The sequence below is a fragment of the Parashewanella tropica genome, assembly GCF_004358445.1.
GTDB lineage: Bacteria > Pseudomonadota > Gammaproteobacteria > Enterobacterales > Shewanellaceae > Parashewanella > Parashewanella tropica.
In genome coordinates this window covers 3,295,666-3,310,952 of sequence record NZ_CP037951.1, presented here as the reverse complement: position 1 = coordinate 3,310,952, position 15,287 = coordinate 3,295,666, and the positions used below count along the sequence as shown (strand labels likewise).

9 protein-coding genes are annotated in these 15,287 nt (G+C 39.1%); 8 read left to right on the top strand and 1 reads right to left on the bottom strand.

The genetic code is table 11. The features are described from left to right. Positions 1–92 precede the first annotated feature (92 nt). From E2H97_RS14615 to E2H97_RS14580, 8 genes are all read left to right on the top strand, one after another. Positions 93–1,298, top strand: coding sequence for a hypothetical protein (locus tag E2H97_RS14615; RefSeq protein ID WP_133407815.1), 1,206 nt, complete (start codon positions 93–95; stop codon positions 1,296–1,298). 24 nt (positions 1,299–1,322) lie between these two features. Then, entirely contained in the window at positions 1,323–2,873 is a 1,551-nt protein-coding gene (locus E2H97_RS14610) for a radical SAM/SPASM domain-containing protein (protein WP_133407814.1), read from the top strand. A 2-nt stretch (positions 2,874–2,875) separates the two neighbouring features. After that, positions 2,876–4,597, top strand: a complete 1,722-nt coding sequence (locus E2H97_RS14605; RefSeq protein WP_133407813.1) for an HlyD family secretion protein — start codon at positions 2,876–2,878, stop codon at positions 4,595–4,597. Positions 4,598–4,605: 8 nt separating this feature from the next. Next, positions 4,606–5,481, top strand: coding sequence for a hypothetical protein (locus E2H97_RS14600; RefSeq protein WP_133407812.1), 876 nt, complete (start codon positions 4,606–4,608; stop codon positions 5,479–5,481). After that, positions 5,471–7,486: an ATP-binding cassette domain-containing protein gene (locus E2H97_RS14595; RefSeq protein ID WP_133407811.1), complete on the top strand. Its 2,016-nt coding sequence runs from the start codon at positions 5,471–5,473 to the stop codon at positions 7,484–7,486. Before E2H97_RS14600 ends, E2H97_RS14595 begins: the two co-directional genes overlap by 11 nt. Further along, on the top strand, positions 7,483–9,504 hold the full coding sequence (locus E2H97_RS14590) for a cysteine peptidase family C39 domain-containing protein (protein ID WP_133407810.1): 2,022 nt from the start codon (positions 7,483–7,485) through the stop codon (positions 9,502–9,504). Before E2H97_RS14595 ends, E2H97_RS14590 begins: the two co-directional genes overlap by 4 nt. Positions 9,505–9,596: 92 nt before the next feature. After that, positions 9,597–10,520, top strand: a complete 924-nt coding sequence (locus tag E2H97_RS14585) for a L,D-transpeptidase family protein (protein WP_133407809.1) — start codon at positions 9,597–9,599, stop codon at positions 10,518–10,520. A 123-nt stretch (positions 10,521–10,643) separates the two neighbouring features. Beyond that, positions 10,644–11,114 (top strand): hypothetical protein, encoded by a 471-nt coding sequence (locus E2H97_RS14580; protein WP_133407808.1) that lies wholly within the window; start codon positions 10,644–10,646, stop codon positions 11,112–11,114. 57 nt (positions 11,115–11,171) lie between these two features. Here E2H97_RS14580 and E2H97_RS14575 read toward each other — a convergent pair whose 3' ends face one another. Beyond that, entirely contained in the window at positions 11,172–15,107 is a 3,936-nt protein-coding gene (locus E2H97_RS14575; protein ID WP_133407807.1) for a rhombosortase-dependent M36 family metallopeptidase, read from the bottom strand. Positions 15,108–15,287 lie beyond the last annotated feature (180 nt).

The following is a 15,287-nucleotide window of genomic DNA, read 5'->3' as shown; positions in this document are numbered from 1 at the left end:
GCTAACTCTACAATCCTACGAGCTGTCAAATATTGACTACACTAAATTTAATGTATTTGTATTGCCGCTTTTTGTACTAGGGATAGGTCAAGATGCTCACCATAGATTCTTCCGCAAAGTTTGCCTTATCTGTTGACGACGTTTGTCAGATGTCTAGACACCAACTGAGTAACCCAAAAGCCTTTAAACAATTCCATCAAGGTGTAGAGCTTAACCCTAACGTTTTGTTATCTGAACGTTGGTCGAATATTAATTCGGGCGTATCTCAATCACTGGCTCATACTGTCAATTACATCATGCTTGAGATGTTGCCTAACTTTTACAGTTTGGAAGAGTTGGAAAAGCAGGGCGGAGTTATCGGTTTTCAAGTGCTCAATGTTGGGAGTTATACCCTTTATAGCCTTAATCAACGAGTCGTAGTGTTAAACGGATTGCCTTTCAATATTGAAACACAGAAGCCTAATATCGATATAGCTATTACCGCCGATATTTTTATTGCTTATTTAAGAGGGCTGTTACTCAGTATTTCTGACGACCTATTAGATTCTGATGATGAAAACGAAGATAGAGAATTAACCAATACAGAATTGCAACTTTACGGAATGCCTGCGGGGGGTATTGATAGTTTTATTGGTGGGCCTGATAGCTTTGGAGCAATGTCTCCTGGAATAGCTGGTGGTATTGGTGCAAGTGTTAGGGATGAGCTTGTGGCCGAAGCTTGCAGTATTGATAAGGCTGTTGGTTCGCATTGCGTTGCCGATGCAGATGCATGCGGTAGAAATTTTAAAGCGGGCTCTCTATGTACTGTAGATAGTGATGCTTGTGGTTCAGATACTGCGATAGGAACGGTTTGTGCTAATGATGCCGGTGCTTGTGGGGCAAATGTTGAGGCTGCTCATGCTTGTAATGGTGACGCTTCAGTATGTGGTGGTCATGCTAGTGCTGCTGAAGCTTGTATAGGAAATGTAGGTGGCTGTGCGGCTGATGCGAATGCTGCTTCAGCTTGTGCGGGCAATGCGGATGCTTGTGGAGGTCATGCAGGGGCGGCAAATGCCTGTGCCGGAGATGCAGATGCTTGTGCGGCTGCGGCAATGGCTGGAGATTTATGTGGCGGTAAAGCAGGAGCTTGTGCCGCTGATGCCGGAACAGGAACCTGTGGTGCGAACGCCGATGCTTGTGCCGTGAATACCCTAGAGTTATGTGGAGGTCATGCAGGGGTATGTGCAGTTGATGTTGACGATGGTGACATAGTGTCTTGCTGTGCCATTAATGTCATTCCCTTACTCCCGTCATGCTAGTCTACTAAACAGGAATTGAAACTTATGCAAACGGCAACTAAGCAACAAATTAAAAGCCTAGCCGAAAGAGTCTCAAAATATGATGTGCACATTGATGCTTCTCAGTTAGTGCTTTCTCAATACAATATTCCTGTGCTCTTAAAAAATGACGATTATTTATTATTTAATAGCCATACTCGTGCTCTGACAAAGCTAACCGCCAGTGAGTATCAGCTGCTCAATGACATTTCATCGCTTTCTCCCGCTCAAATAAAATACTATTTCGCCAATGGTTTCATGGTGTATAAAAACGCTAATGAGCTTGAGCAGCTAGAGATGCAATTTTCACGTATTCGCACCGATGACTCTTCATTACCCCTAACTCTTGCGCCCTCACTAGGGTGTAATCTTGCATGTGGATATTGTTTTCAAGGGGTGGAAAAAGCGCAAGATAAGTTTGATGCTAAAGTCAGTCAGGCCATCATTGATCATTTGGATGTTCAAAAAAATCATTTGAACAGCCTTTCAATCACTTGGTATGGCGGTGAGCCATTAATGGCGAAACCTGCTTTGTTAAAACTGGCCGATCGCATGATTGCTCTTTGCGATATGAATAAAATCAATTACAGTTCATCCATCATCACCAATGGCTATTTGCTAACGGTAGAAACTGCATTAGAGCTTTACGCGCGTCGATGTACTTGGGCACAGATCACGATTGACGGCCCACAAGAAATCCATGACCAAATGCGCCCCAAATTAAATGGTCATGGCAGTTATCAAAAAATCATCGAGAACATTCAAGCGGTAGTCACACAAACGCCAATGGCAATTAGCACTCGTGTTAACGTCGGTCAAAATAATATCGAGCATTGTGAAGCGTTACTTCACGAATTACATCAATTAGGTTTAGCTGAAACGGGACGTTTTAGTTTGTACTTTGCTCCCATTGATGCATCAACAGCCGAAAGTGGTGATGCGTTTAATCAGAGCCTTTCTAAAAAAGTCTTTAATCAAAAAATTTTAGAGTTTACTCGCCTAGGGCAAAAACTTGGTCTTATTCGACCTAAATCGGCGCCTAATTCATTCCTTGGTATGTGTGTCGCAGCCAAAAATAATGGTCTTGTAATTGCGGCAAATGGTGATTTACATAAATGTTGGGAAACCATGCATGATCCTGAGAAGAAGATAGGTACCATTTTTGACTACAACAAAGCATTAGAATCGAGGAATAATCAACTTTGGCGGCAGTGGTCTCCTTTTGATAATGATACGTGCCGTGCGTGTAAAATCCTGCCTCTATGTGGTGGTATGTGTAGTCACCGCTTTGTGTACCATGGTGAAGGCGATCAGCAATCTACACCTTGCCCTGATTGGAAATGGAGTACAGCTGAGAATATTTTTTCACGAGCACTCAATGCTGGAGTAGTAAAAAAAGAAGATTGGCTAGATTCTCAAGCGACGATTGATACAAAAGTATCGGGAGAACGACACAACACGACAAGTTTAAAAAAATCTCAGCAAATCTTGCGAACTAAACTTAACACGCTGGGCTACAAAGACGGCGCGATTATTCATATCCAATCGGCAGGGTAAGTATGGCAAGGTTATTTCGAAAGTCTTTTATAGACCAATATGAAAAACATCAATCCCTCTCGGTGATTTTGCCGGAAAGAGCATTTCGTTTCTTCAAACCTATCGCTTATCTCTTTTGCGGATTTATGACTGTGCTGGTGCTTTGGGTGTTATTTGCCAGAATCGAAGTTCATGTCAAAGCTAAAGGCATGATTTTACCCATTGGCGGTATTAGAGAAAGTGTTTCCCTTGGTGAGGGGAGGGTTATTGAATCTTTTGAATATGATGACGGTAATATTGAATCAGGAGATCCGTTACTAACATTAAGTGATCCTATTGCTGAAAAAGAGTACCAATCGGCAATGACGCTTTATCAAGCGCAATTTGATGTGATAAAGGCGGAAGAGAAAAAGGCACAGGCGAAATATGATGAACAAGTGAATTTATATCAGCAAAAAATCGCCAACAGCAAAGATAAAATCGATCGATTAAAAGAACTAAAGCATACCTTTGAAGCAGTATTAAAGAGTTACAAATTGGTTGGCAAGAGTTCTTTAAAAGACAGTAAAGCTGAATTAGCGAAAACCAAACAAATGTATAAGCGTTACATTAACAAATTAAAAGCCTTGCAATCAAAAGGCTACAGCAGTGAAAGCACTTTGATCCCCTTACTGAGTAAATATGAATCATTGGCACAATCGCTTTCAACACTTGAAGAAGCCAAACCAAAGCTCAATTTGAACATCACTCGTCAAGAGCAACAAATTGCGACCCTCAATGATGATATCACTCAGCAGTATCTTGAAATACAAACCGATTTAAACGCCATTGAGCAAGAAAAATTCGAGCATGAAAATGCACTAAACAAAATAGCACTTAAGCAGAAAAAGGCGGCGCAAGCACTCATCAAGCTTGAGCATAAGAACTGGGTTCAACAAAATATTTTTACCGAATACGACGGGAAACTGATCGATACCAAAAAGCGCGTTGGACAGATTGTTGCGAAAGGAGAAACCATCACTCTGCTTAGTGTCAAAGTGCAAAAAAAGAAAAAAATGCTGATTGTTTCCCCTCATGCCCGCCATGGCACTTTTGATTTTAAAGTCAACAAACAGCTCTCTTCATTGTTTGTAGAAGGAGAGAACCATCGTGCGTTACTCAATGATTTAAAACAACAACTCGAAGATATTGATGGCCTAACTAATGTAAAAGTCAAAGGTGATTCTGTTGTTTTCGAATTTAACGAGCAAAAGATACTGATAGAAAACTACCAATTACACTCTGACAACAACATTCCAGTATTCAGTAGCTTGGAAACCGTTGGAGAAAACTGGACAGATGATCAACTGGTGAATATTGCAATATTGCGTTATCAAGATGCCAAATTGGTCAATGAAGGGGATAAAGCGCTAATTCAACCTTTGTTTGAAAAAGCGATAATTGGTGCAAAGTTATCAGCTGAAATTCAGTCAATAAGCCCATTTGCTCTAACTAAAGTACAGTCTTATTCGTTAGTTGGGGATAAAGATTTAGCCAGCAAAATCATTGGAAATGTCCCTGGTGAGGTAGTGATTCTCAGTTTAGATAAAACTGCAAAAGGTGCTTACGACTGGGGAGGAAGAAAGCCTGTTAGGCCAATATCTCCCGGAGTACCTACCAGTGCAGTCATCACTATTGATGAATTAGCGCCAATAGAGGTGATCATTCCCTACGTTGCCAGAATTTTTATCGGTAAGGATTATTAACGGAGTTGATGATGGGAAACAAGGATGTGTTACAAGAGAAGGTAGAGCCTAGATTTGATTTAACGATTTTGAATCGGTTATCGAATACCAGCAGTATTCGTCGAACCTATGATGATATTCGAGCTTACTGGCAAAAAGATCCTGTGTTGAAAAGCTTGAGTTTATCAACACAAATTAAGTCATTAAAATTGTCAAAATCTGAGGACCAAAAAGCGGCCTTAAGTTGTTTGGATTATCACTTTGAACGCTTCTATTTGCCGACAATGAGTGTGACGCAAGCGGATGCTTATCTCAACCACATTACATCAGTCATTGGTTTTCCTGATGAAATCCCAAATTATGCTGGTTCAGTGATTATTGAATCAGTACACCATCAAAGTGTATTTTCTATTTTTTACTGTTTAACTCGTATGTTTCACCATAAAAGTGGTACATCTAATGTGATTATGATGTACCAGCAAAGCGTACCTGATCCTAGGTTGGTTTATATCAAAGATCTTTTAAGAACCCTTTATAAGATTGAGGTAGAGCTGATCCAATTTGATGGTGGTTCAAATTGGTACAAGCAGTTAAAGCGTTCAACAAAAGAAAACACCTTAATTGTTTATCTGGGTGATATGTCACCAAGCGTTTTTCAGGGGAAAGCCAGTAATAGCTCAGAATACAAGTTAAAGTTAAGTTTGGAAAATGGAAAGTCTATTGAAGTAAGTCGACTCAGTGTTGCAGAAAAGATCAGTGAAAAACTCGGCATTACCCATTTTATTGCCAATGTTGATGATGATCAGCTTTTGATTGAGCCTGCAAATAACTCAAATCAGCTGCTGATGTGCCCTCTACAATCTTGGGTTTTTTGGCCAGCAATTGGAACCGTTTATGGAGAGTAATCACCACTCTCTTAACTTAAAACGTTTGCAACATTTTATTGAGCCTGTTGCATACATTGATTGGTCATCGAAATCTAGGTTGTCGTTGCCAATCGGCAAAACGGACAAGCCGTGGCTTTCTACTTTTAAAAAATTAGGTTTTGTATCTACTACCTGTGAATTTGAATCTATAGAACTAATGAATGCGCCGCTTTTGTTTGGGGTGCATAAATCTTTTGGGCCTGTGTTAATCCGCTCAACGGCGAAAATACTGAGTTTATCCTCTACCCACGTTTTAGTATTAAATACTGGGGAAGAGTTCAGTGTTAGCAATACCGATGATCTGCTTAATCAACTCCAAAGCTTTCATCTACTGATAGATACTTTTTCATGGCATAAAGAGGTTAAAGCTGAATCGTTAGCGGATTACATCAATGCTCCAATACAGAGCTTTTTGTCGCAATTTATGAAGCTCAATTTTGCGGTAAGTTTGATGGTAAGTATGCTGTTTATGTCAGGTATGGATACATTAAAGTATATTGTGCCCACGCAGTCAGTAATGACTTATTTCAATGTGGGTTTTCTTATCTTCGCGGTAATTATTAGCTTTATCTTTGGTAAATATTTGATGCAAAGAGCGCAGAGTTGGATTGATTCTGTTTCTCAAGAAAGACTAACCTATCTTAGGCTGTCAATGCTCTGGTCTTTACCGGTAGATAAGCAGAGTGAAATCGCACAACTCTGTCGTAGCGCCCAACACCTTGCACAATTAAATATTTCATATCGGCAGATGTTGGGAAGCTGTGTTGCATTAGTTCCTTTGGCTATGTCAATCTTTTCACGAGCCCCAATTTGGTTAGTACTTGTGCCAATCATTTTGACATTTGTAGCGGCAATAATAAGCATCAAGAACAGGGAACAAATCACTTCACTAAAAGAGCAAACTCAACAGCAACTTATTTCAAGTCAACAAGCATTGAATAAGTTTGTTCAAAATATAAAGCCCGATCTTTACTATCAGCGAATTAATACAGCTATTGCCCAATATCAGCAACAGCATGTTGATTATTTAGCCAGTAGTAGAGAACTGAGCGAACATACTCAAAGCAGCTTATACCATCAACACTTTTTCCAAGGGTTAGCGTTAAGTGTGGCTATGTTGGTGAGTGCCCATTTAGTGAGTGATGATTTAAAAGGCTACAGCCTAAGTATCAGCAGTGCATATATGATTTTGTATTTGGTTAATACTGTATTCCGCTCTTTCCCAAAAATAGTGATTATTTTTGATTTAAAAAGAAGTCTCAATAATGACATCAAAAGTATACAGCAGCTTATGACGCCTATGTGCGAAGCCATTGAGCCAGAGACGCTTAGACTGACGGCTTTGACTGTAAGGTTTGAGCAGTTAAAACTTCCCCACGATTGCCACTTTAAAGACGGTGAGAATTTTTCAGCTGAATTTTTACCTCACTCAATTATTGATATTAGAGGAGCGTCAGGAGCAGGAAAAAGTACTCTGATCCGCTGTATTTTAGGTAGTGAGCGTCCTTATTCTGGAGAGATAAGGATCGCAGGTGTAGCCTCTCATTTACTAACTGAGCCTGAAAGAAAAAGCCTATTTTCCTATTTAGGACAAGAGTCTCGTTTATTTGTTGGCTCATTAAAAGATAATTTGTCGCTTTTTACTCAAGAAAATATTTCAGATCGCAAGCTTTGGGATGTGTTAGAAACGGTTAAAATGGACGAGAAAGCCAAACAGCTTCCCTTAGGGTTGGATACACCCATTATGTCGGCTGCTGCGTCATTTTCCACGGGAGAGTGCCAACGAATTTTATTAGCACAGTTACTGTTTAAACCATCAAAAATATTGATTTTGGATGAAGCACTATCAGGTATTCCTGAGCAGATGGAGTTGGAGATCCTCTCTGAGCTGAAATCAAAATATGAATACATTATTAGAGTTAGCCATAGAGTTGAGCTGCAACATATCGCTGATGAAGTGATAGAGCTTGGGGTGACAAAATGACAGATAAACTCATCACTGAAGTTCGATTACAGCAACATCCAGCAGAGTGTGGAGCGGCATGTCTTGGTATCGTTTTGGAATGGATGGGGAATTACCAGTCAACCAGTCATTTAAGAACTTTATGTGGGGTAAATCGAGATGGCGCCACCGTTGCACAATTGCAAAAAGGTGCCTTTCGACTTGGCTATAAATCGGTCGTGAAAAAGAAAGGCTTAAATGCGCTTAGAAAGCTAGAGCGTCCAGTAATATTACACTGGAATTTAAGTCACTTTGTGGTATTGGAACGGGTTGTAGGGGAAAAGGCATACATTAACGATCCTGCAAGGGGAAGGCGGATATTATCCATTGATAAGCTGGGTGAACACTTTACCGGTATTTGTATCGAAATTGAGGATAAGTTAAGTAATGAGCAAGAGGAAATCAACAAGTCGTCATTTTATGACTTCTTATTGCCTGTCTTTAAGCAAAGAGCTCTCAAGTTTGTACTATTACCCGGTATTATCTTCATGGTGTTGGAAGTGATATATGCCGGACTTTTTCACGCCTATTACGACATCGCGATTGCCAATAACCTCAAAGGTTGGGTGGCAATAATAGGGTTGTCTGCAATCGTCACTATTCTTTTGAGTTGGCTGATTAATCGCATTAGTTTACGAATTCAACTTTACCTCAATCAAGATGCCGAATATCGGTTTAATCAGAGTTTAGTTCAAAGTCTCAGCAGCAAAAATATCGACTTTTTTGATTCTCACTATGAAGGAGAAATCAGTAATAAAATTTCTGGCTTAAGAAGTTTATCCAGTAAGCTCGGACAAGCTGTGTTTACTTTTTTTGATTCTATTAGCTTTGCAGTCATATCACTTTTGCTGATTTTATTGATTAACCCTCCTCTTTTTATCGTAACCATCATTCCCTATTTGTTGTTACTGCTTTATAGAGTCAAAATTAAGAAGCAAGTGAAAGAGCTGACCATTGAAAAGGCACGAGTTGAAACTCAATTTAATGGTCACCTCAATCAAAGGTTATTCGATTTAAAACGCTTTGCATTAATGGGAATGCGATTTGAAATCCTTTCCTCGATGATGGGGCGAGTATTTCCTCAATTCACACCAGATTTTGAATTAAAAAAATTCCTTTTTCGTTATCAAACACTTTCACAAACCATAGACTCAGTTACGCCAGCCCTGATGTTGTTTTGTTCTTGCTACTTATTGATAAAAGGCGAGTTGAGCTATGGGGCTTACTCATTCACCTACATGTTGAGCTTGACGGTTTTACCTAAAATCAAACAGTTTCAAGGGCATGTTGATGATTACTTAAGTAACAAAGATACTGCGATAGATTCAGCCACATTTTATGAGGTTGAAACAGAAGCTGTAGATGAAGCAGTTGAAATTGAAGCTAAAGACGATCAGGCGGTGTTTCAGTTAATTGATATGGGGTTTGGTTACAACGGTATTGATTGTGATTTGTTTCAGCGAAAGAACTTAATCATTTATAAGAATGATATATTATGTTTGGTTGGTAATAGTGGCTCAGGCAAAAGCACTTTGTTTGATATTTTGTCAGGTCAAAGAAAACCAATAACTGGTCTCGCACTTTTCCAAGGTAAGCCTGCTTATAAAAATGTCGATGTCGGTTTTGTTTTTGCCAACGAAGAAATATGTGGTTCATTGACGGAGTTTTTATTTTCGGGACGTAAACCTAATATCGAACAAATGAAGCAAATATTAGAGCTGGTTGAACTCGATAGAAGGCTTGGATTTCATGCAGAAAATAATAGCAATACGCCATTAGAGCCTGAACAATTTAGTGCAGGTGAGTTACAAAGGTTAAGTTTAGCACGAGCCTTATGTTACAACTCAGAAGTGCTCTTTTTTGATGAAGCGTTTAGCCATGTTGATGCAGACACCAGTAAGCGCATTATCGATCGCTTAAAGCAACAGGGTATTACTTTAATTATGGTTTCACACCGAAGTGAAATCAGTCAATTAGCAGATTATCAATTTGAAGTCTGAATATGGCATCTTTAAAGCCCACGTTCAAAATCACACTGTTAATTTTATTTTTATAAATTAAGATAATGAAAATTTAGCTTATTGAGTCTGGTATGAAACAAGTTTGGGCTTTTTGGTTGGTCGCTATTTTTTCACACAGTGCCTATGGTTTGAGTTATGACTTACCTCCTAATGGCGATAGGCTTGTTGGTCGCAATGATATTTATGTCGTTCCTCAAGGTAAGCAATCATTAGAGAACATTGCTGCTCAATTTAGCGTCGGATTGACCAATTTGATGCAAGCGAACCCAAATGTTGATCCTTTTCTACCTCAAGCTGGGCGAGAGCTGATTATTCCTCACAAATTGATCCTTCCAAATACAGTTCACCGAGGAATCGTGATTAACCTTGCTGAAATGCGGCTGTATTATTATCCAAAAGGTAAACCTAAAGTTGAAGTGTATCCAATAGGCATTGGTGAGGTAGGTAAGGCGACTCCAGAAAACTGGATAACTAAAGTTTGGCGTAAAAAAGTCAATCCGACTTGGACGCCAACGGCCAAGATGAAAGCGGAATATTTAGTTCAAGGAGTAACACTACCAGACGTATGGCCAGCAGGCCCAGATAATCCAATGGGACCATTTGCACTCTATATCGGTGATATGTACGCCATTCATGGGACTAATGCCAATTTTGGAATTGGGCTTAGAATAAGTCATGGTTGTATTCGGTTACGTAATAAAGACATTGAGCGTTTATTTAATGCAGTACCAACTGGTACCAGAGTCCAAATCATTGACGAGCCAATCAAAGTAGCGGTTTTGGCCAACGGTGAACGTTATATTGAAGTACATCAGCCGCTGTCAGAAAATCAGCAAGAGTTTGAATCAAACAAGACTTCACCAATCCCAATATCCGAATCCGTGATGCGATTTATTGCGAATGCTGTAACCGATTCATTGGTGTTAAAAAAGGCATTAGAAAAGCGAAGTGGGATTCCTGTAGTAGTTGGAAAAAGCAAGAAAAAAGCCATCTAAAGCTACCTATTCGTATGAGTTTTTAAATTTATAGATAGTAATCAAGCTGCATTACTCAGTGTTGTAACTGTCAGTGTTAAATTTTATTCTTTGGTGACTAAAATTAATATAAATGGAGATTATATGATTGTTAGTAGAATAACTTACATTGCAGCAATGTTTGTAATCGTTGCTTGCCATGGGGACAATAAAGAAAATCAAAATCATGTTGAAATACAAAAGTCACAGGTGAACTCGGTAGAATCATTAAACAAATCACAGCCAATACTTTCTTTTGATTCGTATAAATTCAATGGGTCGGTATTTAAATTACAAGGTTCTGAGCTGAAAGCAGGATCTGTTGTTTTTGATTCAATGATTGGGGAGCATGGAGTTGTTAAAGGAAGTATCGTATTTGTAACTAATAAAACAGTTGTTCAAGAGTTGTTTTTAGATAATAAGGTTACATTACTTGCAAATAATACATGGGAGTATTATCCCAACCCAAGTATTAACATCTGGAGAGAATATAAGAGAATTAAAGCTCATAGCGGTGTAAACACAGTTGAAATTACGATTGATTACTCACCAATAAAATCAAATCATTCAATGTAAAAAATAGGGGCTTCATTGAGAAGCCCCTGATCTTACAATAGCAAATAACTAACAGAGCTATTTAAGTTTACGTCTCAGTCCTAACAGAGGTAGTAAAATCAGAGTAATAATACCTAAACTACCACCAGACTTTTTCTTTGGTTCTGGAGCGGGGGCAGGTTCAGCTTTTGCTTTTACATCAATTGAAGATTTAGAAACAACAGATCCTTTACCATCGCTTACAGTTAACTCAAACACTTGCTTCTCGTCACTGGAGATATCCGCAGTTGTAATAATGAGTTTATTTGTATCAACTCCTTCAAGTTTAGCGTTAGCTCCTTCTAGCTGTTTCCAAGAGTATGTAAGCTCATCTTTGTTTGCATCAATAGCAGTTGCTGTAAGAGTAACTTTTTCACCCTCGGTGACACTGGTTTTGTCCGCTACAATCGAAACATTTGGTAAGCGGTTATCACACGCAAAAGAGTTACCCGCAACAATGTCATTGAATATTGGTGTGGTTGCATTTTTAACCTTGATGTTATCAATCCACCATCCCAAGTCATTAGTATTTCCGTCAGTCGCGATTCTAAAACGCATCTTAACTTCGTTACCATTTAACTTTTCACCAAAATTGATCACTTCTACACCACCAAAGTTACCATTTTGGATGAAACGACCATGGTAAACAGGTCTTTCTGAAAGAGGTTGTGAGTCTTGTTTCTCTACGGAGCCTACATAGCCATACTTGAATTTACCACCGACACTCGCGGCATCAACCCAGTCATCACCATTTATGCTAATTTCAACAACGCCTGCGTCAAAACCTCTTTCAATGGCGTAGAAATGCCAGAAACTGAATTCAAAGTCACCGTCATATCCAACTGTAAATGTTTTAGATTCAACCGTAACATCTGATTCAAACCCATTGTTTTTTAGATGAATCGTTTGTTTTCCAAGGTCATGACCTCTTGAAAATAGTCCGATTAAACCACCATCATATGCGCCATATGTTGATTCTGCTCTCTCTCCACCTTTGAGCACTTTTTGAGTTAAATCCTTCTCCCAAGTAACGCTTTCCATATCAGTAGAAGTGGATGAACCATTTAATGGCTTTGTTTTAAACCCATAATTAACAGTTGTAGATATGGTGTAGTCTTCTGGAACTTCCACACCTTCAACTTCATCGAAGCTAATTTTGAATTTTACTTCATCAGCAGCTGATGCTTCTTCTAGAGTAAACTCTAGAGGGCTGCTTGTTACAGATTTGAAAACATCCAATTTATCAAACGTTATTTTCCCTTCATTGGCAAAAGTAACTTTATGATCACTCATTACTTCAACTTTAGCTTTAAGCCCTTCTAAAGACTTGTTACCTGAGTTTTTAAGAGCAAAAGTAACAGTACCTGTTTCACCTTTGTCTAATACTCCATCTTTAGTGCAATAGCCATTGGTTAATCCTTCGAAGTCATTTTCGAATTGATGACTAGCAACATTAAATGCTGATAACTCTGTTTTAGTTGATTCGACAACACCTTTATGATCTCTAGAGAATCTTGATGGAGACACCGCACCTAAGCCCATTCCGCGTTTCGCAAATGCTGATAAAATGAGTTTATAGTCCTCAATATCGTTGGCATAAGCAGCAGCTAGCAGAGCATCTCTAGCCTCTGTATATGTTGGAGATACTGGGGTCATCTTATAACCAGCTACAAGATAATCTTTCATGCGACTTTGAGCTTCTTTAAAGCTATGGCGCTCATCGTTAATCAAAGCAACATATGAATCCCAAAGCATAGATGCCCATACTTCGCCAGAAGCATGAACTTGCGGGTTACCTTCGATTGCTTTAAAGGTATGATTGTTAATTTCTGTATTTGTAGAGTACGGCATTCTTCTGATGCCACGTTGGAAGTTTGCAACATAAGAAGTTGCGGCATAGGCTGATTCAAACTTTTCATTTCCAGCAATCATGGCATCACTAGCTTCAGTTAAGAGTAGTAATGCATGGAAATCACCCCAGCCTTCGCCCAATGAACGACCTTGGTTATTACTTAAGCCGGAACCGTTACCCACTAATCGGTTACTAATGTAATGTCCCCATTCATGAGCAACAATGCCGTTATCCCAAGAACTGGCTTTGAAGTCTCTTGGTTTTTGTTTACTGAATAAAGAGACTATTACATCACCATCAGCCATCATTTTATATATGTTCTTGCCATCATTTTGGGAAATCATGATGTTTGGAATGGTAATGCCTTCAGCATTATCACCGCCCATTCTTAAAGTTGCATCGCCGTCCTTGTTATTCGCAACAATCACTGCAATAGCACCAGCAGCTTGAGCGTGTTCAATTTTTAAAACAAAGTTACAAGCACCGCGATCAATAATAGCAATGTTGCCTTTAATAGCATCAGCGTTTGTTAAAGCAGTACAGCCATCGTTTTTGGTTTCAACTGCATCTTCTGCACGCACCAATTTTGCTGTAACTTTTTCATATGCTGAAGGGCCTAAGGCTGATAAAGTTACAGACTGTATCAGTGTTTCCTTATCATCATCTTTTATGTATGCGCCATAGTCTTCACCTTTGACAGCGGCTTTATCCCATAAATACATCTGCATACGTGGAGAATGACCATCTGCAGGGGTTCGCATATTTGCGTTATTAAACCCAGAGCTATCTTGCACCTCAACAAGTAGTGGATCACCTTCTTCTCCACCACGACCATAGTTAACCTCTTGGGCATTTCCTGCTTTTTCATCAAAACCATGGTTATAAAAATCATCATGTAAATAGTTATTTACAACGAAAAGGTTAACAATGGCCGCTTCACGGTTTTTACGTGAATATTCAGGGCTATCGGTATCATAAGGATAATCAAACGTGTTTGCGCTAGTGACCTCAACGGTGTAGTCACCATTGGTGAAACCGTCAGGAGCAACTACATCTGCGTATGATCGAACATTGTTACCAAATACTTTCGTCGCACCTTCAGCAAGCCAAGGATCGTTTGTTTTAATTGGGCCGTGAGCGAGTTCTACTAACGGCGCATCTAAGTATTTCGCAGTTATAAAGTCAGTTGGTTTACTGTCTGGCTTGGCTGGGATTACATTTCCATGAGGGCTGTCCCATGGTTTACCATCTGCATCTAAGTAAGCTCTATAATTAAATTTTGAGGCGTGACTAATTAGATTATTTTTGAATAGAACTTTACCTTTGTTATCGATGACAAAGCTCATGTATTCTGAATCTACGGAGTCAACGTGGTTTGTTTCAACTTCTACATAATGTGCAGGAATTAAAGTTCCGTTAGCTTCAAAAAAAACCTTTTTGGCTCTTGGCTCGCCTTTTAATTGAAGTTTGTCCACTTGAGATTCAGCAACGAAATGATCATATTTAGGTGAATCCGATTTAGTTACCAATAATTGTAGTGATTCAGAGTTGCCGCCCATTTTATTGAAAGCAACTTTGATCGCATCTTCCGCGCTGCCAAATTGTTGCTTTGCAATAGCACTAAGTTGAGAAGTATTGGCTGACGGTTCTATCGCTAAATAACCAGAAGATGCAACTAACTTGTGCTCTGAATCCATCATGATATTGAGTTCACGATTGAAAATTTCAACACCTAAAATATCTTGCTTATATTTTGCAATTTTTGCGCCCTTTTCAGGGTTATGCATACTGACCATAGATACATTCAATAGGCCACTTTTGGCAGGAGTAACGCCAGCTAGTTTATTTAAATAAAAATCTGCTGCCGCAGAAGCTCTAAATTGTTTATCCAGTGGTGCAATTGGAGGAAGTTCATCATCAATACTTGCCCACTGGAACGTCGTTCTTTTCATTTCGGCATCGAATTGAGAGGGCATTCCAGTTTTGGAGTTCGTATTTTTTTTAAAGTGAGATTGAATTGATCGTGTCTTTACTTGTTCTTTAGTGATTATTTCAGTTTGTTCTGCGTTTACTGCGCTAAATGCAAGTGCACTTGAAATAGCCAGCGCTATTTTGGTTTTCATTAGTATTTACCCTGGTAAGTTAATTTTATAGTCACATTTTTACCAACAAAGATTTTTTTAGTTTTTCTCTATTTTGAAGAGTCCATTCTATGCTTGGTACAAAATGATATGTTTTTGTAACGCTAAAACTATATTTACGCAACAAAAAATTAACGCTTTTGGGGCGTAAAAATTAGGTTT